The organism is Mucilaginibacter sp. SMC90, from assembly GCF_022811725.1.
Taxonomy (GTDB): Bacteria; Bacteroidota; Bacteroidia; order Sphingobacteriales; family Sphingobacteriaceae; genus Mucilaginibacter.
The window spans coordinates 5,411,074-5,436,378 of record NZ_CP094527.1; the positions used below are offsets into that span (position 1 = coordinate 5,411,074).

The 25,305-nt window shown below is 43.6% G+C and carries 15 protein-coding genes; 4 read left to right on the forward strand and 11 right to left on the reverse strand.

Features of this window, described 5'->3' with window-relative positions:
• Nucleotides 1-109 precede the first annotated feature (109 nt).
• The 3 genes from MTO98_RS22580 to MTO98_RS22590 all read left to right on the forward strand — a co-directional run bounded on the left by MTO98_RS22580 (nt 110) and on the right by MTO98_RS22590 (nt 3,736).
• A complete protein-coding gene (locus MTO98_RS22580) occupies nt 110-886 on the forward strand; it encodes an SDR family oxidoreductase (protein ID WP_243481243.1) in 777 nt (258 codons plus the stop codon).
• 264 nt (nt 887-1,150) lie between these two features.
• Nucleotides 1,151-2,506, forward strand: coding sequence for a Gfo/Idh/MocA family protein (locus MTO98_RS22585; RefSeq protein WP_243481244.1), 1,356 nt, complete (start codon nt 1,151-1,153; stop codon nt 2,504-2,506).
• Nucleotides 2,507-2,689: 183 nt separating this feature from the next.
• The gene (locus MTO98_RS22590; protein ID WP_243481245.1) at nt 2,690-3,736 is read left to right on the forward strand and encodes a PmoA family protein; all 1,047 of its coding nucleotides are present in this window, start codon (nt 2,690-2,692) and stop codon (nt 3,734-3,736) included.
• Between the two features lie 41 nt (nt 3,737-3,777).
• Here the strand turns inward: MTO98_RS22590 and MTO98_RS22595 are convergent, their stop codons facing one another.
• The 3 genes from MTO98_RS22595 to MTO98_RS22605 form a co-directional block, all read right to left on the reverse strand.
• Nucleotides 3,778-4,809, reverse strand: a complete 1,032-nt coding sequence (locus MTO98_RS22595) for a hypothetical protein (protein ID WP_243481246.1) — start codon at nt 4,807-4,809, stop codon at nt 3,778-3,780.
• Between the two features lie 282 nt (nt 4,810-5,091).
• Entirely contained in the window at nt 5,092-5,784 is a 693-nt protein-coding gene (locus tag MTO98_RS22600; protein WP_243481247.1) for a type 1 glutamine amidotransferase domain-containing protein, read from the reverse strand.
• Nucleotides 5,785-5,878: 94 nt separating this feature from the next.
• Nucleotides 5,879-7,162 (reverse strand): epoxide hydrolase family protein, encoded by a 1,284-nt coding sequence (locus tag MTO98_RS22605; RefSeq protein ID WP_243481248.1) that lies wholly within the window; start codon nt 7,160-7,162, stop codon nt 5,879-5,881.
• 383 nt (nt 7,163-7,545) lie between these two features.
• Here MTO98_RS22605 and MTO98_RS22610 point away from each other — a divergent pair, with 383 nt between their 5' ends.
• Nucleotides 7,546-9,978, forward strand: coding sequence for an alpha-L-arabinofuranosidase C-terminal domain-containing protein (locus MTO98_RS22610; protein ID WP_243481249.1), 2,433 nt, complete (start codon nt 7,546-7,548; stop codon nt 9,976-9,978).
• Nucleotides 9,979-10,094: 116 nt separating this feature from the next.
• Here the strand turns inward: MTO98_RS22610 and MTO98_RS22615 are convergent, their stop codons facing one another.
• From MTO98_RS22615 to MTO98_RS22650, 8 genes are all read right to left on the reverse strand, one after another.
• Nucleotides 10,095-14,216: a two-component regulator propeller domain-containing protein gene (locus tag MTO98_RS22615; protein ID WP_243481250.1), complete on the reverse strand. Its 4,122-nt coding sequence runs from the start codon at nt 14,214-14,216 to the stop codon at nt 10,095-10,097.
• Between the two features lie 201 nt (nt 14,217-14,417).
• Nucleotides 14,418-15,311 carry an AraC family transcriptional regulator gene (locus MTO98_RS22620; RefSeq protein ID WP_243481251.1) on the reverse strand — a complete coding sequence of 298 codons (894 nt, stop codon included), beginning with the start codon at nt 15,309-15,311 and terminating at the stop codon, nt 14,418-14,420.
• Nucleotides 15,295-16,974: a DUF5060 domain-containing protein gene (locus MTO98_RS22625; RefSeq protein WP_243481252.1), complete on the reverse strand. Its 1,680-nt coding sequence runs from the start codon at nt 16,972-16,974 to the stop codon at nt 15,295-15,297. Before MTO98_RS22625 ends, MTO98_RS22620 begins: the two co-directional genes overlap by 17 nt.
• A gap of 13 nt (nt 16,975-16,987) precedes the next feature.
• On the reverse strand, nt 16,988-18,049 hold the full coding sequence (locus tag MTO98_RS22630) for a glycoside hydrolase family 26 protein (protein WP_243481253.1): 1,062 nt from the start codon (nt 18,047-18,049) through the stop codon (nt 16,988-16,990).
• A 250-nt stretch (nt 18,050-18,299) separates the two neighbouring features.
• Complete coding sequence (locus MTO98_RS22635; protein WP_243481254.1) at nt 18,300-19,220, reverse strand: hypothetical protein; 921 nt, start codon at nt 19,218-19,220, stop codon at nt 18,300-18,302.
• A 17-nt stretch (nt 19,221-19,237) separates the two neighbouring features.
• On the reverse strand, nt 19,238-20,746 hold the full coding sequence (locus MTO98_RS22640) for a RagB/SusD family nutrient uptake outer membrane protein (RefSeq protein ID WP_243481255.1): 1,509 nt from the start codon (nt 20,744-20,746) through the stop codon (nt 19,238-19,240).
• A 19-nt stretch (nt 20,747-20,765) separates the two neighbouring features.
• Nucleotides 20,766-23,792, reverse strand: coding sequence for a TonB-dependent receptor (locus MTO98_RS22645; RefSeq protein ID WP_243481256.1), 3,027 nt, complete (start codon nt 23,790-23,792; stop codon nt 20,766-20,768).
• A gap of 227 nt (nt 23,793-24,019) precedes the next feature.
• Nucleotides 24,020-24,517: a hypothetical protein gene (locus tag MTO98_RS22650; protein ID WP_243481257.1), complete on the reverse strand. Its 498-nt coding sequence runs from the start codon at nt 24,515-24,517 to the stop codon at nt 24,020-24,022.
• Nucleotides 24,518-25,305: the final 788 nt, after the last annotated feature.

The window sequence follows — 25,305 nt, forward strand, 5'->3', positions numbered from 1 at the left end:
AGAAACTTAAGTCTGGCTGCCGCCTTGCTATTCCTTTACCTGTTTATCGAATTTTATCACTGCTTGATATCCAAAAATTCAGGAGATTTACATTTAAGAAAATTTACTTATGAATTTAGGATTAGAACAAAAAGTAGCCGTTGTACTGGCGGCAAGTAAAGGATTGGGGAAGGCTTCTGCCCTCGCCTTATCTGCAGAAGGTGCAAAAGTCATTATTGGCTCACGCAATATAACCGAATTGAATGCCACAGCAGATGAAATCCGCTCTAAAACCGGAAATGAGGTAACCTGCTTTCCGGTGGATGTTACTGACAGCGAACAATTGGCTTCCTTTATTAACCAGGCAGGCGGCGTTTACGGCCAGATAGATATATTAGTTAATAACGCCGGCGGGCCTCCGTTTGGAAAATTTGAAAGTTTTGATGATACGCAATGGCAACAAGCCTATGAGCAAAACATGCTTAGTTTTGTCCGGACATCCAGGTTGGTTTTACCTTTTATGAAACCAGTCGGCAGCGGCCGCATTATCAATATCATCAGTGGTTCGGTAAAGTCTGTACTGGCCAATTCGGTGCTCTCTACTGCAATGCGCATGGGGGTGGTTGGTATGGCAAAAATGCTGGCTGATGAACTGGGACCTTTTGCTATTACGGTAAATAATATTGCTCCAGGCCTTATTTTAACCGACCGCATTAAACACACCCTACCCCAGCACATAGATCCAGAAGAAGCAATTAAAGAAAAGACAAAAAACATCCCGCTCGGGCGCATTGGCAAGCCCGAAGAATTTGCAGCCATGGTGGCATTTCTTTCATCAGCCCAGGCCTCCTATATCAGCGGAACAACCATCCAGGTAGACGGCGGGGCAAACCGCGCTATTATGTAAACATGACGCTGTTAAACATCAATTTAATAGCTTTTGGATTTGCGCGTACCGCTTTTAGTTTCCCTCAACGCAGTATTATTGTTACATTAACAGTTAAAAACACTATTGCTTTTTAATTCAATTCGTCGATATTTGGTTTAGCCGTGCATAAGTACAGGCATTTAACCAGTTTACCTTTTAATTAACAAAAAGCACGGATGGCTGCCTTTTGGCAGCACCCTAACTTTTGAAGAAAAATAACCTGCAAACCAAATTATCTACCATATGGAAAAATCACGCCGTACCTTTATCAGGCAGGCCGCGTTGGCCGGCGCCGGGATCATGCTTGCCCCAAAAAGCTGGAGCGCCCAAAGTTATAAACGTATCATTGGAGCTAACGACAGGGTTAGGGTTGGCGTAATAGGCTTTTCAGACAGGCATAAAAGCTCGCACGTGCCCAGCTTCATGAACCATTATAAAGAACTCAACTTTGAGGTGGTTGCTGTATCTGATATCTGGAATAAACGGCGTGAAGAAGGTGCGGCCCTCTGGAAAGAAAAAATGCAGCACGACGTAAAGGCTTACCGCAATAACGAAGAATTGTATGACAGCAAAACGGTTGATGCCGTTTTCGTGAGCACGGCAGATTTTCAGCACGCGCGGCATACCATTGAAGCGGTAAAGGCTGGCTGCGATGCTTATGTAGAAAAACCTTTTGCCGAAACCATGGAAGATAACCGGGCTGCTTTAAAAGCGGTAAAGGAATCGGGTAAAATTGTGCAAATTGGTTCGCAACGCAGAAGCGGCGCTAATTATCATGCCGCCAATGAATTTATAAGTTCAGGCAAATTTGGCCCTATCACTATGGTTGAACTAACCTGGAATGTAAACCAACCGGGCCGCTGGCGCAGACCGGAACTATTAGGCCAGTTGAAAGAGCAGGATACCGATTGGAAACGCTTTATCATGAACCGGCCATATGAAGATTTTGACCCTCGTAAATACCTCGAATTCCGCTTATTCTGGCCCTATTCCTCTGGTTTGGCCGGCCAATGGATGAGCCATCAGATTGATACCGTACACTGGTTTACCGGTTTGAAACATCCGCGCAGTGTAGTTGCCAATGGCGGTATTTATATGTGGAAGGATGGACGCCGCAACTGGGATACCATACTGGCTGCATTTGATTACGGCCCGCTTGATGATCCGTCTACCGGATTCCAGGTTACTTTTGGGTCAAGGATGCACAATGGAGATGAGCATCCGGCCGAGATCTACTACTCAAACGGCGGCGAACTTAACCTTATCACCAACACAGTATCGCCAACTGGGGGGCTTACCCAAAAAATGGCCGATGCCATGCATATGAAAGCAAACCTGCTGCCCGAGCTTAGCCTGGCCAATACCGAAAAGGTAGTGGCTTCAGCCAATACCGGCGGTGATATACTGACGTCAAACCATGTACGCAACTGGATGGAATGCGTACGGAGCCGTAAGCAGCCAAACGCGCCGGTTGAGGCCGGTTACAGCCATTCGATAGCCAATATCATGACCAACGCCGCCGTACACACCGGCTACAAAGCCACTTTTAATGAGGCTACCCAGGAAGTAATGGCTAATGGAAAGGTGTTTAAATATTAAGGTATAACATATAAAATCCCCTCTTGAGAGGGGGCGCGGGGGAATGAGTGGTAGCAGGGGTGTGTTATGCAAGCGGTAGGCAAACAGCAAAAACACACCCCTCCCCCCTCTCAACAGGGGAATCGCACATTCCCCCACTCTATGAAGTATAATTTTATACACTAATTACGAACCCCACTATCTATGAAAATATTAAAAAACTGGGCCCTTATTTTTGCCACAAACACCCTATTTGCAATGACAGTACAAGCTCAAAAAGCAGAGCCGGTAAAATTGGTAAAAGCAACAAATAATAAAATAGATATCCTGATAGGTGGCAAACCCTTTACAAGTTTCCTGTATCCGGATACTTTAGAAAAACCAGTACTTTATCCCCTGTACTCGGCAAACGGCCTGCTGGTGACCCGGGGGTTTCCATTAGCTCCGCGCCCGGGCGACCCTACCGATCACCCGCATCACATCGGTTTGTGGTTTAATTTTGAAAATCTGAACGGGCTCGATTTCTGGAATAACTCATATGCCATACCTGCCGACAAAAAAAGCGGTTACGGCTGGATCCATACCGACAAGATCCTGGAAACAAAAGACGGGGCAAAAGGCATACTGGCCTACCACGCAAACTGGACCAATCAACAAAAGCAGGTGATACTGGAAGAGCAAACCCGTTTTGAATTTAGCGGCAACGAACAGGAACGGACCATTGATCGTGTAACTACGTTAACTGCCGATATGGACGCATTTTTCAAGGATGCCAAAGATGGGATGCTTGGCCTGCGCCTGGCCCATGAGCTACAGATCCCGGATCCTGCCGACCAGAAATTCACCGATGATAAAGGCAATGTAACCATAGTTAAAGGCGGTACCGACAAGGTAGCCAACGGCACCTACCTTACCAGCGAAGGTAAAACAGGCAACGATGCATGGAGCACCCGTGGTGTATGGTGCAAGGTATATGGCAAAATAGGAGCCGATTCTGTTAGTGTTGCTATTATTGATCATCCTCAAAACCCCAATTACCCTACTTTTTGGCATGCCCGTGGTTATGGTCTGTTTGCAGCTAATCCGCTGGGCGAAAAGATTTTCACCAACGGTAAATCTGAGAAGAACCTTACCTTAAAGAAAGGCGAATCGGTAACATTCAGGTATCGGATCATTATACACAATGGTCAGCAAACCAATAGCACAGCCCAGCTAAACCAGGCAGCAGCAGCTTTTAAGTCATTTAAATAATATCAAATACCAAACAAACCGGTCCGGGATATTTATCAGGATTACTTTTTATCCTTTTTAAATATCCCGGCAGGCATGTCGTTTCCAGCCGAACCGGGGGCAAGGTTCAGATAATTATGAGGCTGCTGCTTTTCTGTCTTAATCTCCACTAAAAGCACCTTTCCTGTCTTTTGAATATTTTTCTCGGTCAGCTTACTTTCTGTTGCCGGGATCAGATCGTTAGCGATATAGCCCATATAACCATCATTTTCTGTAATAAGCGAATTGCTGAATGTATAAGCCGGTTGTGATTTATCGGGCCTTACCCAAAAAAAGTTGCAATGGGTAATGATATTATGGTCAAACACAAAAGGGGCATCAGAAAGTCCATACCAAATAGCCGATTCATAAGCGCCGTAAATAATGGAATTGGTAAGTGCAAAATCCTTTATCCCCTTGATCAGCACCATCGCATTGCGGCAATTATAAAATATACAATGGTCAACATGGATCCCGGCGCCATGTGCCCAAAGCCCGCTTTGCAAACGTGTGGAATTTTTTTCGCCGATAAAATAGCATTGAGAAACCTCAAGCCCGTTCAGGTTTTCATCTTCCCGGGTTATAGGATAATAATAAGCCACATCCGGATGCGGATTACCAACAAACTTTAACCCTTTAAAGCTCACATTATTTTTAGCTACCAGGAAACTTACGCTATGGGTAAACTGTACGTTTGAATTGTTTGAGGACACCGATTGAATAACCGGCATTTTCTCGGGCTGCCAATCAGGATCATCGGGCATGGTCATGGCCTCAATGGTAAACCTCGACTGGTCATTAGCAGTCTTTGCAGTTTTGATGATCATCTCATGAGCCACTATATATAAGCCAGGGGCAAGTTTGATATTAACGGGCTCGTCACCGGTAAACGAGCCAGCCAGCGTCACTGCTTTTTCAATACTTAACAGCGGATCGGCTGCTGTTCCGGCAGCTTCCTCTCTGCCTTTAACAGCATCTACATATACAGTTTGGGCATGCAGGTGCAAAACCGCGATAACAGGATACAACAAGAATAAAAATCTTAGCTTTTTCATTGGTCATAATTTAATTGATACAGGTTGGAACAGGTAAAACCGCTTTGTTCAATTAAATTTACAGGAGATGCCTTTTGTATCAAATTCATTTCCAGTTCAAATTCATTCAAGTTTATTCAAATCAAATAATGCCAATTGTCACTCCATAAAAAACCCTGTTTGCAATATCGCATCCTCTATTGAGCGGGTTTGGTATATACTAAACAGGGATTTTTTGGTTTGTATAGCTAAATTATCCTGAGCTAAGCAGTAATTTTCATTAATACCGAACAGGGTAAATAGCTACATCCTTTCTGCATAATCAAGTAAGGTATCTACAGCCAAAACAGATGAGGCCGGATTTTGCCCGGTAATCAAATGATCTTCGCGGGTTACAAATGGCTTCCAGTCTTCGCCTTTTTGGAAATTGGCACCACGTTCTTTAAGCATATCCTCTAAAAGAAAAGGCACTACCGTTGTTAACTGTGCAGCCTCCTCTTCGGTATTGGTAAATGCTGCCACCCTTTTTCCTTTAATAAGGTATTCGCCTTCAGGGGTCTTAACTTCTTTTAAGGCTACCGGCGCATGGCATACAAGGGTTACGATTTTGCCATTTTGGTAAAAAGACTCGATAAGCTTTGCCGAATCCTTGTCGTTGGCCAGGTCCCACATTGGCCCATGACCGCCCGGATAAAAAATGGTATCAAAGTCCTTTTCAGAAACACTGTTTAACATTACGGTATTGCTCAGCTTATCCTGCGTTTCTTTATCGTTATAATACCTGATAGTAGCTGGAGTCCTGTTTTCGGGCAAATCACTTTTAGGGTCGATGGGGGCTTGCCCGCCTTTTGGTGAGGCAATTACAATTTGCTTGCCCATGTCATGAAACTTATAATAAGGCGCTGCAAATTCTTCAATCCATAAACCGGTTTTCTTGCCTGTGTTGCCCAATTCATCATGTGATGTAACAACGAACAGAATTTTATTGATTTCCATAGTTTTACTTTTTAAAAACTTGATTCTTAAATTAGATTTATAAGAGGTTCATTCAAGATAATTGCAAACATCAGGGGCTCTCCCTTTGATATAATTATCGCAGTGATTTAAATGAGGCGCGAAGTTCTTCGGTTAGCGCCTTAGGTTGCTCCCATGCCGCGAAGTGCCCACCTTTTTCGAGCTTATTAAAATGGATCAGATTGGCATATGCCTTTTTTGTCCAGCTTTCCGGCGCAGCGTAGATCTCATCAGGAAATACACTTACTGCTACAGGGATTTTGATACCCTTAGGGTCAAAGAAAACAAGCTTATTTTCCCAATAAAGCCTGGCCGACGAAATTGCAGTTTTAGTTAACCAGTAAAGAGTGATATTATCAACAATATCCTCTTTTGTAAGCCCTTCGGTCTGGCCGTTGAAAACACGGGCAATTAAGGCCTGGCTTGCGGCATCATGGTCAAGCATCCACGCGGCAAGCCCAACCGGCGAATCTTCCAATGCATAAAGGGTTTGCGGACGGTTAGCCATTTCAATAGCGTAGCCTAAACCGTGCGCGTAGAAAAAGCTCAATTGATCATAAGCACGTGATTCATCTGCCGAAAGATCTGCAGGCTTCGGATCACCGAACTTAAGTGCTTTTGCAATATCAGCCGGAACCGTAGCAGGCATGTTAACATGGATACCGAGTAATTCGGGCGGGGCTATCAATGCCATTTGCTCCGAAACAGCGTCGCCCCAGTCACCGCCCTGGGCTACATATTTGGTATATCCCAGCCTTTTCATCAAAGTAATCCAGGCATGCGCTACCCGAACCGGGTCCCAACCTGTGCCTGTGGGCTTTCCTGAAAAACCGTGACCTGGTAATGAAGGTATAACCACATCAAAAGCATCCTCCGCCTTGCCGCCAAAGGAAGTAGGATCGGTAAGCGGGCCTATTATTTTTAATTGTTCAATAACTGATCCTGGCCAGCCGTGTGTGACAATAATGGGCAAGGCATTTTTCTGTTTTGAACGCACGTGAATAAAGTGTATATCTACCCCATCAATATTAGTGACAAACATGGGCAAGGCATTTAGCTTTGCTTCTACCTTACGCCAATCATAATCTTTTGCCCAATAATCGGCAAGTTTATGCATGGTTAATAATTGCACACCCTGCGTTTCGTCGGTTACTGTTTCCTTATCGGGCCACCTTGTAGCTTTGATACGCTGCTTAAGGTCTGCCAGGTCCGCATCAGGAAAGTTCACATGAAACGGGCGAATTGCCTCGGAACCCTGCGCAGCTGCCGTGGCAGCGCTTTGAGCAGAAACAGGTGCGGCAAATAATACCATTGCTGCAATAATGATGGTACCGGCGGTTAGTTCTTTTTTCTTTTCCATGGTGTGTTTTTTTAATTATTTGATTACTGGTGCGTTACGCAGAGGAGATATTCAATTAGTGCCCAGCATTTTACTACAGCAACATGCTGAACTGCAGACAAGTGGGGTAATTACCATGCCACGAAATCAAATAACTGATTATCAAATAATTAAAAACAACCTACAGGAGTAAAATCACGAAATATCGTATTTTTATAAAAAGTCACGACCAATTATTCCGCCTAAATGCAAGGTTCAGCGATATATTGAAAAATTTCCGGGGAGGGCGTATGAATTTATCAATACGGTGCTATAACCCGGTAATGCAGTGTAAGATAATTGTCGCATTATGCTCCATTTTTACGCTATATTATCAATAAACATAACCATTATCTACGTCCCGTATGTTTTTGAAAACTTCAACTGCAAGGTTTTGCTTCTGTGTTTTGTTTGCCCTGCCTATTGTTGCGTTTGCCCAGCAGGCCCAAATAACTATCAACGCTTCACAAACACTTAACCGGATCCCTTCCAATCTTTATGGTGCCTGTATCGAAGACGTTAATCATGAGATTTACGGCGGCCTTTACGATCAGCGCATTTTTGGTGAAAGTTTTGAAGAACCTTCTGCTTCACCGGTTATTGCCGGTTGGAAAAATTATGGAGGCTATTGGCAACCCGGTAAAAACAGCATAAGCGTAAACGCGGGCGAAGGCTTTAAACTGGTAAAACAACAGTCGCCGGGCGCTTCCTATACTGCGGAAGTTTTGATGAAGTTTGGCCGACAAAATGATAATGCAGGTATACTGGTTAACGTGAGTAATGCCAGTAGGGGAGCCGACAGTTTTAATGGTTATGAAATCAGTCTCGATCCGAATAAAAAGGTGCTGGTATTTGGCAAACACCGTAACAACTGGACCCCGCTAAGCGAAACTAAACTTTCTGTTGATTTTAAAAACTGGATAAAGCTTAAGATAGAGAATAGTGGCAATTCATTTAAGGTTTATCTCAACGATGATAAATCAGCAGTTGCTACCTTAACAGACAATAAAGCCCCCCTGCCCCCGGGAAACTTTGGGCTCAGAACATATAACGCCGATGTGGCATACAAAGATCTTACCATCACAGTTAACGGAAAAACAACGACAGAAAGTTTTCATGCCGAACCTGCCCTGAAAGTAAGTGGTGCCTGGGATGCAATAAACGTTAATAGCACCGGCTCTTTTTTAATAGATACAAACAATGCTTATAATGGCAGGCAATCGCAGGTGATTATGCATAACGGCAATAAAGGAATAGCCGGGGTTGCCAACAGCGGCTTAAACCGCTGGGGGATAGCGTTGCGCAAAGGAAACTTTTACTCGGGCTCGTTATTTATGAAAGGCCAGGGTTTAAAAGGCGATGTAACCATATCACTGCAAAGCGCCGATGGCAAAAAACTTTACGGAACCCAGGTAATTAAAAATATCACACCGGAATGGAAACCATACACATTTGCTATAAAAGCGTTGCAAAGTGATGTAAAAGCCCGGTTTGTTATCAGTATAAACAACAAGGGAAAGCTGTGGGCCGACCAGGTAACGCTGCTATGTAAACAGGAGCAGTTTAAAGGCCTGCCGCTCCGTTCGGATATCGCAACCGCTATGCAGCATGAAGGCCTTAACTTTTTGCGATATGGGGGCACCATGGTTAACGCCCCTGGTTACCGTTTTAAAAATATGATAGGCCCCCGCGATAAGCGTCCGCCATATACGGGTCACTGGTACCCTCACACTACCAACGGCTTCGGAATTGAAGAATTTATTCAGTTATGCGAAGCAGCAGGTTTTGAAGCAGCATTTGCCATCAACATTGAAGAAACGCCTCAGGATTTATCCGATATGATAGAATACCTGAAAGGGGATATACATACCAAATGGGGCAGGCAACGTGCTAATAATGGCCATCCGGCCCCCTATAAAGTAAAATATATTGAGATAGGGAACGAAGAAGTGATATTTCACGGAGATGTAAGATCAGAATATGAGCACTATGCCGAACGTTTTAACCTTTTACAAAATGCCATGCATAAAAAAGACCCTGCCTTAAAGTTTATCTGTTCGGCATGGTGGCGTCCTGGGTCGCCTAATATGAAATTGGTTTTTGAAGCTATAGATGGCAAGGCCGACTACTGGGACCTGCATACCGATGCTGATAATCCCGACGCCGGGGCTAAGGTAGATAGTTCCCTTACATTAATGAAGGCTATGTTCACCGGGTGGAACCCCGGTACACGTCTGAAATGCACCATCTTTGAAGAAAATGGTGGTCGTCATGATGTGTCAAGGGCACTTGGCCATGCCAGTACATTGAATGCAGTGTGCAGGCATGCCGATTTTGTACTTACATCATGTGCGGCAAACGCATTGCAGCCATTAGGGCAAAATGACAACGGCTGGGACCAGGGGCAAGTTTTTTTTACGCCAGCCCAGGTTTGGGGTATGCCGCCTTTTTACGCCCAGCAAATGGCATCGGCAAATCACTTGCCTTTAAACATTGCAAGTATGACCACCGGCCCGGTTGATGTCAGCGCTACCCTTAGTGAAGATGGCAAACAGTTGGTATTGCATATTGTAAATCCGGCAGAAAAGTCTGTACCAGTTAATATCAAATTGAATGGTTTTGAAAAACGTAATGCCAATGCCTCGATAGTGCAACTTGCCGGGGATTTAAAAGATGTTAATACCCCAGCACAGCCAAAGCTGATCAGCCCAAAATCAACACGGGTATCCTGGCCCGATGATAAAATTAATTATACTTTGCCTGCGGCTTCTTACACCATAATACGCTTTAGCCGGTAAATATCATTTTTACTCGCTTGGCAATAATAATAAAGCAAGTTGCCAGGGGTAGACAGATCAGGTTAGGCCTATCAGCATGAAGGTAATACCTCTATACTGATACAACAGTTACGATACTAATTTAAATCAGGCAGCCTATGTTTTGTTCGATAGGCATTTGGCGAACAATTATACACCCGCTTAAACTCCCTGAAAAAATAGGTTTTGTTATTAAAGCCTGTCCGGTAAAAAATCTCGGATACCGTGAGGTCGGAAGTTGTTAGCAGCACTGCACTTTTTTGCAGCCTCACGTGCCTGATCAGCTCCGTAGGGCTCATATTGGAGAGCGTTTTTATTTTCCTGTACAGCTGGATCTTACTCAGGTTTAATGCATTTTCTAAAAAAGCGCCGTCAAGTTCCTCCAACAGATTATCTTCTATTATACCAACCACCTTTTCTATAAAATATTTATCGCTGTCCTTAATGTCATTAACATCCAGTTGATCGGCAAGCTTGCTATTATTAAAAAACAGGTGCAGTTTTTCCCTGTATTCAAGCAGTTTTTGAAGCCTCACCAGCAAATGTTCTGTTTGGAAAGGTTTGGGGATATAGGCATCGGCCCCCAACTCGTAGCCTTCGGTCTGTTGCTCAATGGTTCCCCTTGCCGATAGGATCACGAATGGAATATGACAGGATTCGGGTGTACTTTTAATTACCCGGCAAAGCTGTAAACCATCAAAATCAGGCATCATGATATCGCTAATGATCAGATCGGGCGTAATACGCCTGATAACACTAAGGGCCTCTTTGCCGGTTGCAGCTTCATACACTATATATTGTTCCTGTAAAATATCTTTAATCAAGTAACGGATACGTTGCTCATCCTCAACCACCAGGATCATTTTCTTATCTTCCTGCTCAAAGCTTTTCACAAGCGCTTTCTTATTATTTTCGGCTACTGTAACCTGCTTTTCATTTGCTTGTCCCGGAGTTATCGATTGAAAGATATACGATGGCTTTTCAATTTTATCCCCCGCTTCGGCTACCAGCTCATGCTTACCGGGTATAAAGCTTAAAGGCAAATATACCTTAAAAGCTATCCAGCCGTTATTGCATTGCGCATCAATAGTACCATTGAGTAATGACACCAACTGCCTGGTAAAGGCAAGCCCTACCCCCGAACTGATCTTGCTTTGCTGGCTTCCGTCGGCTACAAAAAACCTGTCGAAAAGGCGTTGCATTTCATCTCCGGTTAAGGTACAGCCAGAATTGGCCACCACCATTTCCAGCTGATCAGATCCGGCAAGCCTGTTTACAGAAAATATCACCGACTGGCCATCACTGGTATGCTTAAACGCGTTAGACAGCAGGTTGAAAATAATTTTCTCCAGTTTATCCTTATCAATCCACAAACTGATGTCAGGCTCTATATAGCATGAAAAATCGAGCTTTTTGGGTTCAGAAAGCGGCTCGAACAATTTGGCAATATTGGTGAGTAAGCCTGATATATTGAGATAGGAAAAATGATTCTTCAAAAAGCCGGATTCGGCTTTGCGAAACTCCAGCAATTGCAACACCAGGTAATGTAACCGCGATGCTTCCTGTTTTACAACCGATAAAAAATAGTTATTCTGCGCCGGTTCATCCTGTTTGCTTTTATAAAGGTATCTTTCCAACGACCCTAAAATAAGTGTTAGCGGTGTTTGTAGCTCGTGGGCTATATTGGTAAAAAAGTTGAGCTGTTCCTGGTGCAATTTCTCGTCCTTTTGATGCAGCATATGCTCCATACGGAGTTGCTGCGTCATCATGAATTTGTTTTTGCGGTACCTGAAATACAGGTAGCCGGAACCTGCAAGCACAAGTGCATATAACAGGTAAGCCCAGGTAGTTAGCCAAAAATATTGCTTTACAGTAATACTAAAAGCAGGGATCCCCTCGGTCCAGATGCCTTCACCGTTTGTCCATTTAATCAATAGCCTGTAGCTCCCTGCCGAAATATTATTGTAAATGATCTTTTCATTATTCCCCATATAATGCCATTCCTTATCACTTCCCTCCAAAAAATAAGCGTACTGACATTTTTGCGGGTGCAGGTAGGTTACAGGTTGAATATTCAGCTCAAAATAATTATCCTGAGGTGCCAGTTCATAATGCCGGTTCACGGCCGAACCATTTTTGGTTAATACATTTAAACCACGTTCGGTTGCAAATTTACCTGCAAACTGTAATTCGGAAAGCAGCAGGTGCGGTTGCTCGTTGTTAATAACAATACCTTCGGGCAAAAAATAGTTAAACCCATAAATCCCCCCAAAAAACAACATCCCGGCAGGATCTTTCCAAACAGCGTTATCGCTAAACTCATCGCTCTGCAACCCGTCCGATTCTTTAAACTGTACAATCTTTAAACTTTGCGGATTGATCCGGGCCAGTCCTTTGTTGGTACTAATCCAGATATTACCGACGTTGTCTTCATTAATAGCATGAACAGTGTTGTTGGGGAGGCCGTCATCAACATATAGTTTATTAAATACCGGCTTTACCTGCCTTGCTGCCACCTCTTCATCAACCCAGTTTAAACCAAAACTGGTACCTATCCAAAGTTTTTTACGGCTATCCATGTAAAGCGAAAGTGCATCATTGTTTGACAGGCTCTTATCATATGAGAATGCTTTTATTGTTTTAAATTTCCGGAGCTTTTTATCAAACATGCTCAAACCTCCATAACGGCACCCTATCCAGATCCGGCCGTTATTACCTTCGGCAAGGCTGTAAATCACATAACTGCCTGGCCCGGCATTAGTACCATCATAAATATATTTTTCAAGGTACTTTAGCGATATCCTACCCCATTTGTCAATTTCCAGTTTAAGATGTACCAATCCCCCTTCGTTCAGGCCAAGCCATGCCGAACCGTCCTGATCATGCAGTACACAATGCACTGAGCCAAAAGAAGGATATTTCTCGCTGCCCCTGATCTCTTCCCATTTGATAAATTTCTTCAAACGCTGATCATACAGTGTTATGCCCGGCGCGTCGGAGCCGATATAAACCATACCGGTTTTATCCCTGGTAATAGAATACACACAATTATCCAGCAGATCGACATTGGTATGAAAAGACTTGATTGTAGAAAACGACACATCGCTTTTACCAAAATTTTTAATAGTGACAATCCCGTTGCCCTTGGTTCCAACCCATAATTCATTATCAACCGAACAAAAAGCCCGCACAGGAATATGGAATGATTGCCCGTTACTTTGTTTTTGGATAATGCCGAAATAGTTTTCTTTAGGCATTACTTTAAGGATCCCGTTGCCATCAGTACCTATCCATAGCAAATTTGCGCCGGCATCCTGCAGCGATGTAATCCGTATGTTTTGTAATACCGGTATTTCGGCAGATAAAAAAGCTGATGGTTTAAAATCCGGGGTATACTCGCCAACACCCTTTGATGCCCATGCAAAAACATAATGCTGACGATAATAGCTCATGGAACGTACCTCATGGGGCAGCTTCAATATTTTCTGAGCGGCGAAATTATCCTCCACACCAAATAAATCGCCGTTTTTGGATGTATAGAATACCTTTCCGTTAACAAAAAACACATTATCGATATTATTTACCGATGGAAATGCTGTTTGTTTTACAAAGCCGGCAGCGGTTCTTTTAAAAACCTCAAGGATACCATCGTCTTTCAGGAGCCATAGGTTGTTATGAACATCAAAAAAGATCTTTATTAATAAAAAGTTATTCAGCCCTTTAATATCAACCTTGCTGAACTTATCCAATTGCTGATCATACAGGTCAATTTCATTACCATTGCGGCGGGCGGTGTATACCAGGCCGTTATTGTCAACAGCAATAGTATACCCGTTTGATACCACTTTTTTACGGTTATAAAAATAATTGCTGAAATCGCCGGTGCTTTTATTGAATTTGGATATACCTTCAACCGTACCGATCCAGATGTTACGGCTATTATCACCGGTTACCTGATAAATAATATTACTGGCTATCGAATTTTTACCGGGCCTGGTACGTTCATAATTAAATACATGGATATTTTTGCCGTCATAAAAATTCAGGCCGTCCCAGGTGCCAAACCAAATAAGCTGCTCGCTATCCTGGTAAATGGTATTGATACAGCTGTTAGACAAACCGCTGCTATTATCAATTTGCTGATATAAATATTGGGCCTTACCGGTCAGGGCAAATAAAACACAATACCCAAACACTAAAAAAGAGTAAAGTTTCTTCATGCGCAAATACCTTCCTATTAAACTTTATTAAAAGAAAAACATATATCAATATTGCCGGTTTGGTAGTGGCAACTGTTATAACGGGTAAAACAAACTTAGTTATTACCCTCGTTTAGATGTAATACTATTTTAACATTAACAAGTGGCTTACAATGAATACCAGCCACAATCCTGTTACAGGGCGGCATTATCAAAAGCCACTTAATATACCATAACCTTATTTCCGTTATACTTATTTCTGAACTGCTTAGGGGTGCATTTTTTATTTAGCTTAAATATGCGGTTAAAATTTGCCAGGTTGCTAAAACCGCAGCGATAAGCAATTTCCCCAACCGAGTAGTTATTTTCAATCAGCAAACGTGATACATGCCCAAGCCTGATTTGAGCAAGACATTCTCTGAAGGTTAAACCTGTACTTCTTTTTAGCATCCTGCTTAAAAGTTCACCGGGCACTTTAACGGCCATAGCTATTTCATCAAGGCTGAGCGGTTGTTGATAATTAGCATTCATGAAAGAAAAAGCTATTTCAATAAAATCTTTGTCCCGCAGCTTTTCTACAGGCAAAACCACCGCATCTGCATCATGATCAAGCAGGCATTCATAGGGAGACATGGAAAGCTCATGAAGAATTTTCAGCAAAGCAATTACCGAATCGAACCCGCTTTTACCGGACAGTGCAGAAATCATAGGGGCGAGTTTATTAACCGTCTCCGCGCCGAAAACTATGCCCTTTGCCGAAGCGTTGAACATAGTTTTTAACATTTGCATCTGTTCCCGGTCAAACATTCCACCGCTTAAAATATCATGCTGAAACTGTATGGTTATCTCCCGGATGTTTTCGCCTCTGCAATTGTGGTTTAGCCAGCCATGCTCCAGTTTAGGCCCAAGCAATACCAACTCGGTATTAGTAATTTCTGCCGAATGATTGCCAACAACGCGTTTGGCACCGCCAGCGTTTAAGATCAGATTAAGTTCCATTTCATGGTGCCGGTGCACCGGAAAGTCAAACCGCTTTTTATTCCTATCGAAAAGCAGGAAACAATCGCCCGGGGTAAGCGGGGTTATTTCCCTGAAAACTTCATTTGCTTTCATCATTTACGATTAAGATCCGAGCTTCTTTTGATTGCAATCCCAAAGTGCTGATCGTTATGTTTTTGCCTGATGACCTGCCGCCGCCTTCTGTTCTGTACTTCCCTGTTTCGGGTAAAAATGACCGGACTGAGAACTTATTAAGTGACGCCGGGATAATCACCTGTGTTGAAATTAGCTGATCCGTATTATTGAGCAGGTAAATGAAATATTTATTACCACATTTCATCCCGTAAGCTTCGGCCTTGCGGGCGATAACAGGGATTTGTACAAATGAGCCATCACCTGCATTAAGCATGGCATCACTTATCTCCCGTACGCCTTTGAAATAATAGGCCATTTTCTCATCATCAAATAACTCCCACCACCAACTCATGGGCAGTAAGGGCGTTTCGCTGAATAAACCATACCATAGGCCGCGTTTGAAATCAAAATCGGCCTCTTTTGCATATTTAGGATCAGCATCCTCCCAACGGTATCCGAACTCCCCAACTACATAGGGCTTACCATAGGTTTGAATATAAGACGGATATATTGCAGGGATTTTTTCGGTATGCTTATAAATGTGCTTCTGGTTAAAATCAAGATAAGCTAAGGAATTAAGTCCCTGAATATCCCGGTGCGAAATACTTGTTGTAACCATATGATGATAAGGATCAATATCTTTCAGATAGCGGCTCATATCATCATGCCATTGCGTAATGTATTGATGCGGGATCAAAATACTATCCTCTTTATTGAACGCCGCATTATCAACCTCATTAAAAAACTCAAAGGCAGCAATATTGGTGCTGTATCCCCAACGGGCAATTATATAACGAAGCTTATTTTTATATTTTTCTTTAGCTTTTTGAAGACTAAAGAACTCTGCCGGAGTTTTTGCCGGGCCACCGTTTATAGTGTTATAAGGACTGTTTTTCCAGCCTCCGGCTTCCATCAAATGGCCATGCCAATCCAGTGTGAGCATAAAATACAAGCCTAAAGAATCGGTCATCTGTACCAGTTCGTCCATGCGTTTAAGGGCACCTGGATTAAAGTACTCATTGGTACTGCGGTAACGTTTGGTTGAAGAAACCTTTTTCCACTCCAGCGGCAGGTTCCAGTAGCACATCCAGGTACGGAAAAAGTTAGCCCCGTTTTTTGAAAGCGTAGGTAACAAATGATCATAGGTCCATTTATCGTTTTCAAACTTTCTTGATTCCCAGGCTACATTTTCACCAATTCCCCTAAACAACCTGCCATTGTCAAACTTAAAGGTCCAGGTATTATTTTTATGCAGGAATCCGGGCTTCGCGGCCGCCTGCACATCGAAACGCCCCTCATTTGATTTTGATTCGCCAGCCTTACTTCTGAGGTTAAAATGGTAAGTGTATTCACCTGTTTCCTGCGCGGCGAAGCGGGCTTTCCAGTTCGACCGCGTACTATCGCCCTTTTCAAAATAGCACGGCAGCACAACAGGCCTTCCTGACGGGCTAACCATTTCCAGATCAACACTAATATCCTGCTGATCGTAAGGGTTTACAAAAGGAGCAGATAAGCTAATATCCCACTCCGTTTTTTCAAACTCAATAACCTTAGTATTCAGCAAATGATACTGTATTTGCTGCGCCTGGGCGGCGCAAGCAAAAAACAACAGCAAGGGGGTTAATATTTTATAATGTAGTTTCATTTATAACATGGGCTTATTTCCAGCCTGGCATTTTATCAAGGGTGATCACATTGGGCGCAGTATGCAGTTTTTTGATATCGGCATCGCTGTTGTTGCTAAATTCCAGTTCGCTCCAGCCCATAAAAAATGTCCATTTAGGCTGAGCAGTCAGCTGAGCTGCGGTAGGCAATTTCTGGCATTCGCCAATAGCAATGAGTTTCCCCGCTGCTACGGTTACCATAGTGTTGTATTTAGCCTGGGTATAACCGCTGCCATCATAAACATCAAGCGCGGCAACGTCATAATAATCGGCACCGGGATTGTAGGCATTTACATCATCGTTAAGGCTGCCAAAATCCTGTACATCCCAAACCCAGATGAGGTTGGTGAGCCCTTTGGTTTTTACCATATAGTCATGCAGCATCTGGTAAAGTTTGCGGGTGCCGGTTGGGCCGGGTCTTCCTGCCCACCAAAAGCTGCCCTGGTTCATTTCATGCATGGGCCGCCAAAGCACTTCCACGTTTTTGTCTTTTAACTGTTGTAGGTAAAAGCAAACCTCATCAACCAAAGCTTTCCATTTATTATTCATGGCTGAGCCATCGGTGGTGAGTTCTGTCCACTGGTCGTTAGTGAGTTTGCTGAGTACACCATTGGCGTCAAAACCGCAGGGCTCGGCAAGGGCCGGATTACAGGAATGCCACATGATGTTGACCAGCGCTCCTTTGTTCCACTGGTTAATAGCTTCGTTGATCATGGTTTGCCTGTCGTTGATATTATCCTGTTGAAACAGGAAATCACCGCTCCAAAGGCCGGGATACTTACCGGTTACACTGTAAACTTTCTCAGTCCACACGGCGGGGGTAGCATTTGGCTCGCGGTTGTGGATGCCGGCTACGGTTTTGGTACCCGATATTTTATACAGGTAATTAAGCGATTTAAATGGCGTGGCGGGAATGGTAACCACGGGCGTATCAACCGGTGGTTTTGTGCCGCCGTTGTCACCACCAGGACCAGCATCAGATTTTTTTCCACCGCAGGCAAAGAAAACAGCCGTAGCAGCAGTGATCAATATTAAAGGTATTTGCATTTTTTTCATAAGGGTTCATATTCAACGTCACATTTCAATAGTTACCGCCTGGCTTCGATCCATAAGTATTAGAAAGACAAAAACTATGTCATTGCGAGGAGGAACGACGAAGCAATCGCATACAATACGGGGCGAATATGCTTCCGTACGATTGCAGCGCTACGCTCGCAATGACATGTCTTTATTTACTCATCGACTTTTATCTTTCCGACACTTGCCAGCCGGAGCCGGGCGGCGTGTTTTTAGTTGCCCGGGCGACTTACTGCTTCTTCACATCAATCCAGAAAACCCTCGGGCGTTTCACAAACTTGTCGTAATCCGAATAAATGTTATTCCAGTCGTCAACGCCATTTAAAGTAAACTTGAACGCATTATCGGTAATGGTTTTACTTAAGCCGTTACCCAAACTGGTTGTGCCGGCACTTTCAAATGTTCCGGTTGAGGTACTACCATCCGCAAAAGTGAACGTGATGGTATTATCCGAATAATTATGCAGCCAGGTGCCCTCACCTTTCGGGATTTTGCGGTAAAAACTGTTTACATCAGTAACCGGGTTTTGTATGTATTGAAAATTGGCATACTTACCATCTGCACCGGCATCGTTCACTATTTTGCCATAGGTATTACCATCGGCAGTTACACCAGTATAGGTGAGGGTAAGCGAGTTATCCAGCTCTGCCGAAGGACCATCAGTGGCGGGCCAATCCCATGGTTTATCATCAAGCTTTAAAACCGCGCCGCCACCATACTCAGGGCCGGTACCGCCATAAACTACCAGGCCGTTTATTTTAAAAATGCCCAGTAAAGCTTCGGAAAAAGGCTGTAGGATCACTTTCCATTCCTTCTTTTCGCCGGTTTCTGAGGTTACGGTATATGTAGCAGTGTTACCGCTCCCCGAAAAATCAACCTGCGCTCCGGATGAAGGCTGCAGGTTTGATTTATAGGATGAGATTACCGTTGGTTTTACCTTACTGAAATCATTGGTTGGTTGTACTAATACACGCACGGTTACCGTCGACGCATCGCGATCTATAACTGCAGGGCCTATTTGTACCAGCCCTGCCCCTACGCTGAATGATTCTATTGCCCGCTCATGGCTTTTGATGCCATCCATCGGGTCTTTTTGGCAGGATGTTGCAAAAAACACCGCCAGTAAAATGATATATGTTAGTTTTTTCATTTTCGATAATTATTTGATCACTTACCTAAATTGGGGTTCTTATTTACCTCGGCCTGCGGAATTGGGAAATAGTACGGATCGCCGGTGATGGTTTTACCATAGGTATCCTTCAACACTGATTCCATTTTGTGACTACGGCGAAGATCAAACAGACGGTTTCCCTCAAAACAAAGCTCCCATTTGCGTTCCTGGATCACTGCGTCCCTAAATTGTGCTACCGACAACCCCGGCGGCAGATTACCCAGGCCTGCCCGGGTACGGATCCGGTTTACGGCAGCATACCCCTCAGCAGTTGGGCCGCATGCTTCAGCATAGATCAGTAACACATCCGAAAAGCGAAGAATAGGCGTATTGGCACTGGTTTGCTGACCGGTTTGCCAGCCAGAGTCATTGAACTTGTTGCTGAACGGACGGTAATATGAATCGGTAATGCTAAGATTTTGGGTTGGGCCTTTATTACCACCGGCATCGCCCACATCATAAATGGTGGAGATGATCAGCTGGCTTTTGCGTTTATCATTGGCATCAAAGCTGTCATAAATACCACTCTCGGTCAGGAACTCGTTAAAGCCACCGGGTACATAGGTTCCGTTGGGTAAACGGAAGTTGAGGTTAGGCATAAAAAACAGCGGCAGTTTAGAGTACTGGCCTTCATCGGCACCGCTCCTGTCAACCGAGGCATCAAACAAATGCTCGGGCCCAAGTTTCTTGTTTACATCGTAAATAGCCACAAGATCAGGATCAAGGCTGTAAACCGATTGCCCCGTAACCACTTTTGCAGCCCAGGTTTTGGCGTTGCTGTACATATCATCGGCATTGCTTACAAAATCATAGCCCGGCGAACTGCTCGCTTTGGCAGATGCCAGTGTAAGATAAACTTTGGCTAAAATACCCTCTGCCCCTACCTGGTTTACGCGGCCAAGCCTTACGGTCTGATCCATCATTCCGGTGGCTTTTGTTAAGTCGGCAATGATCAGATCATAAATATCTTTCATGCTTGATTTGGGCAGGTTGGTTTGGCTGATATCATCAACCGGATCGGTATGCAAAGGCACAGCACCAAACAAACGTACCAGGTTAAAGTAATGCAAGGCCCTGAGCGTATAAGCCTCGCCAAGGATCTCATTTTTTGCCGCATCGGTTATACCGGTAATAGCAGGCACGTATTTGATAACCAGGTTAGCACGATTGATCCCCACATATGGAAACTGGTAAGCTGGGGCCAGTACACCATTGGTTGGTGTAACAGTTAATTGATCAAGCAGCATTTCATCAGCACTTTTACCGCTGGCAGCGGCAACGTCCTCAGTAGGCAGCTCTGTTAACACAATAAAATTACGCGAATAATAACCCAGATCGGGCAAGATAGAATAAGCGTAAATAAGCGCCGAATTAGCATCCGACTCAGTTTTGTAAAAGTTGGTGGTGGATAAAAACCCATAAGGCTTTTCTTCCAGCTGCTTTTTGCACGACAACGCCATGGTTGTTGCAGCTAAAGCTATAATGGTGTATTTAAATTTATTCATGTTGATGATGGCTGTTTAATTAAAAACTAACATTTAAGCCCAGCGAATACTGGCGCGGCTTGCGGTAATTACCACCAAACTGTCCGTTTTCGCCAACTTCAGGATCAAAGCTTGGGCTGAAATTGGTAAACGTGTACAGGTTGGTACCTGAAAAGTAAACCCGCAGATTAGAGATGCCTTTAATTAAATTGGGTTTAAGCGTGTAACCCAGGTTAACGTTTTGCAGGCGCAGGTAGGTTCCCTTTTGTACATACCAGTTTGAAGCATAGTACACACGGGTAGCATTTACGCTTGGATACAGGTTGGTATGGTTATCAGGTGTCCAGGCTTGCAGCTGCGCACTTGGTGTAAAAGTTTGAAAATTGAATATGTCGTTACCGCTTACGCCGTAAAACTGTGCATACAAATCAAACTGACCATATTTTAACGAGGTATTAAAGCCGTAATAAAACTTAGGGTTAGGGTTGCCGATAATGTACTCGCCCTGCCCTACCGCAATTGGCCCGCCCGCTAAGTATTTGATATCGCCTACGGTTGCTGCCGTACCATCAACCGGGTTAGTGCCGCCTGCTGTTTGTACAATGCCATCAAATTTATAGCCCAAAAAAACATTGGCGGGTTGCCCGTTAATGTAGTAGTTTAATGGTGCGCGAATGGCTTCAATATCCTGCCCGTTAGCTTCTATCTGGTTGCCGCCGCCAATGGCAATTACTTTATTCCTGTTCAGCGCAAAGTTGCCGCCTACGCTCCACGAAAACTTATTTCCCTGGAAGATCTGCGCATTGGCTGATAGCTCCACGCCGCGGTTGTCAATAGTACCGTCATTTACTTCAATCACCGAAAAACCTGATGATAAGGCAACCTGGTTTTGGCGAAGCAGATCGGTAGTATGCTTATAGTAATAATCGGCAGTTAAGGTAAAGCGCTGGTTAAACAAGCCTAAATCCAAACCAATATCCAATTGGCGGGTGGTTTCCCATTTCAAACTTTTGTTTTGCAGGCCGTTAAATACCTTACTGTTGGTGTTTGACCCATCGTTATAGTACGGCGGGCCGTAACCTGTTTGGAAACCGCCATCGGTAAAATACTTGTAGCTGCCCAGCGTAGCCAGCGACTGGTACGGGCTGATACCCTGGTTACCGGTTAAACCGTAGCTGGCGCGGATCTTCAACTCTGAGATTTGGCTGATATTTTTGATAAAGGCCTCTTCATTAGCCCTCCAGGCTATAGCTCCCGAAGGAAAAAATGCCCATTTATGGTTTTCACCGAATACCGATGAACCATCTGCCCTGCCCGTAAACGTAAACAGGTATCTATCCATAAATGTATAATTTGCCCTGCCAATAAATGATTGTAAGGCAGTTTTAGTAAGCCCGTTGCTAATGAATTGCGTAGTAGCCGATTTCAGGTTTTCGTTTTCCAGTACATCGTTCACAAAACCGTGGCCCTGCAAATCAGATGTGCGTACAGTATTGGTTTCCTGCGTATAACCGGTTACAACGTTAATGTGATGCTGCTTACCGATGTTCCTGTCATAAGTTAAATAGTTTTCGTTGATAAGGTGATCGCCGTTATAGTTGTTGATGTCTCCATAACCTTGAAACAGGTAACCTGTTGAGGTAGCATCTCTTGGCTGGTAATTATCATTAACAGCGTTACCATGCGTATAGCTAAACTGTGTTTTTACATTAAGCCCTTTAATGATTTCCCAATTAATGTAGGCTGTACCTAACAGATCGATAGTTTTGCTTTTGTTGAGTACCTCGTTGGCAATTTGCAGCGGGTTACCAAAGTCGTTGCTGCCGATGTGAAAATAGGTACCATCCGGATTAAACGCCGGAAAAACAATGCTCCTGTCTACAGATAAGCCTTGCCCGTAATTTTGGGTTGAAGTAACAATAAGGTTAGTACCCAACGTAACTGTAGGTTTAAGCTTTTGCTCCAGGTTTACACGACCGGTGTATTTTTTATACCCGTTCTGGATAGCCAGGCCTTGCTCGTTATAATAATTGCCGGATATCGAATACCTCGTTTTGTCGTTCCCGCCATCGGCAGAGAGGGTGTAGTTTTGTGATACCGGGTTACGGTAAACCAGTTTGGCCCAATCAGTATTATATGCCCATTGGGATTTATTAGGATCAATACCTCTGAGCTCGGCCAATGAAGGATAATATGTACCACCGTAAACCTGCCCTATAAACAGCGGTGCAATACCGGCGTTAATGCGGGCCTGGTTATCAATAGTAGCGGCTTCAACAGGGTCATGAAAAACATCAAGTTTGTTGCCAAGAGTTGATACGGTAGTAAGCGTACTTAAGGTGATATGTGCCTGGCCGGTTTTGCCTCTTTTGGTAGTAACCAGGATAACACCATTAGCTCCTCTTGAGCCATAGATAGCTGCCGAAGAGGCATCCTTCAATACATCAATTGATTCGATATCATCCGGGTTAATTTGTTTCAGGTTACCGGCATCGCCCAAAGGTAAACCATCAACTACAACCAGCGGGTTAGCATCGGCCCTTGACCCCAGTCCCCGGATACGGATGGTTGAACCCGAGCCCGGTTGCCCCGATGTTGTTAATACCTGTAAGCCGGGTACCTTGCCCTGCAATAACGCGTCAACTGATGCCGCGGGGGTTTTAATCAGGTCACTTCCTTTTAATGATCCTACCGAACCTGTAACATCACGCTTTTTAGCTGTGCCGTATCCTACAACAACAACTTCGTTCAAATCGCGGCGGGCATTAAGCAGGCTTACATTGATTTTGCTTTGCCTTGCTTCAACTTTTACCTCCTGGGTTTGCATCCCCAGAAATTTAAACACCAGGATATTTCCGTTACCGGATATACTGATCTTAAAGCTACCCTTTGCATCAGTAGCGGTTTGCGCAGCGCCGCCTTTAACAGCCACTGAAACACCGGGCAGGGTAAAGCCCTCCTGATCGGTGACTATACCTGTAACTTCTCTTTGCTGTGCCATGGCCGTGAAGGCGCTAAGCAAAACCATGAGTATACAGGCAAATTTTGTGTAAATAATTTTCCTCATAAAATTTCAATTGGTTTATGAGGACAATGTTAGTTCACGGCACTTTTTAAGCGGTACAGTATTGTTTCATTGTAGTACACTATTGATTTAATGATGAAATAAGGCTGATTTCATGGAAAACTAAAAGCAGAACGCAGAAAGTTAAAAGCCGTTTTAAACTGATGTACGGCCTCATTCGGAAGGGCAATAACAATCCCGATCATCCAGGTGTCGCTTTTAATGCAACCTTAAACTGATTTTTGGTTATAGCACCTCAACACCCTGATCCGGTTAAACTGTTGTAATAAAATAGGAAAAACATTATAAACAACATTGCTTATCATAATAAGCAATGCAACTGCATAGTGTCCCTGAATTATAGCTACAATATTTGTGAGCAGGAAAAAGATAAAACAGATAAAATGATACCGTTCATACATCATAATGGTACTGAGATATTTTTCGGGATCTGCAGCCCGTTGTATGGTTGAGTTTTTTCCTGCTATCCTGTTTGCCAAATCGCCGTGCTGAACAAATTTACGGATGAACCTTACCCCTAAACGCTCGTAAAATTTTGTTTCGCGGCTTAACTGTATCCTGTAAAAAAAGTTTCGGGAAAGAAACGCGGAAATAAAACTTAAGCAGATAAAAACATAAAACCAGGCAGACAAACCCACCGAGAACCAATAATGGAATACTGCAGCAAAACCGAGTACAGTCCAGAAAAAATTGATGAATTGGTTCATAACTTCAGTTAGCGATTACTCCAATATCGCTATTTTAAACCTTAATTTAAATGGCTAACCGTAGCAGTTGTCGTGTTCACCGTCTAAATTATCCTACGATATCGTTTTATAACAAAGTCGTTACCAATTTCCATCGTTTTTATTGATCACTCCGAATGTTGAAGGGTATATTTGTAACACCTGAATTGGAGAACATTAATACCCCTACGGACCCTATGTCTGCCAAAGCCTATCATCGATGGGCTTTTGTATTTTTTATATTACAATTTATTTTTTTGCACAGATCAATATATATTTGATACATAAGTTATTTTAATAGGGGTATTAAATAACTAACATTCGGCCATGCTTTGTAAAAAGCATGGCTTTTTTTATTAAGGCACACCCTAAATTGCGTCAAGCTGTTTTTTAAAACTTCAAGATGTATCCTAATATTTTAGCAGAGATCACTATTGTATTTCAGAAGCCAGCCTGGGCAGCGCCTGCAGTTATTAGATTATACCCCTATCGTTTCCGTATTATTTTCAGTAGCAATAGCATTGTGTTTAAAAAACAAAAGCCCCAAACGCTCGCCGCCGGGACTTTTTCCTAAACCTTATCACAACGAGACTTGGGAAGCCTCATCATATGCGCAAATATGCAGATTTAATCATTAATTAAGCAGTTTTTAATTAAAAAGCCGGATAAAACTATGGACAGCATAGCTTGCTATAAATTACACTACTCGCAGTTAACACTTTAACAAAAATAAGCCACCCTACTGGGGCGGCTTATTTTTGTTTTTATTG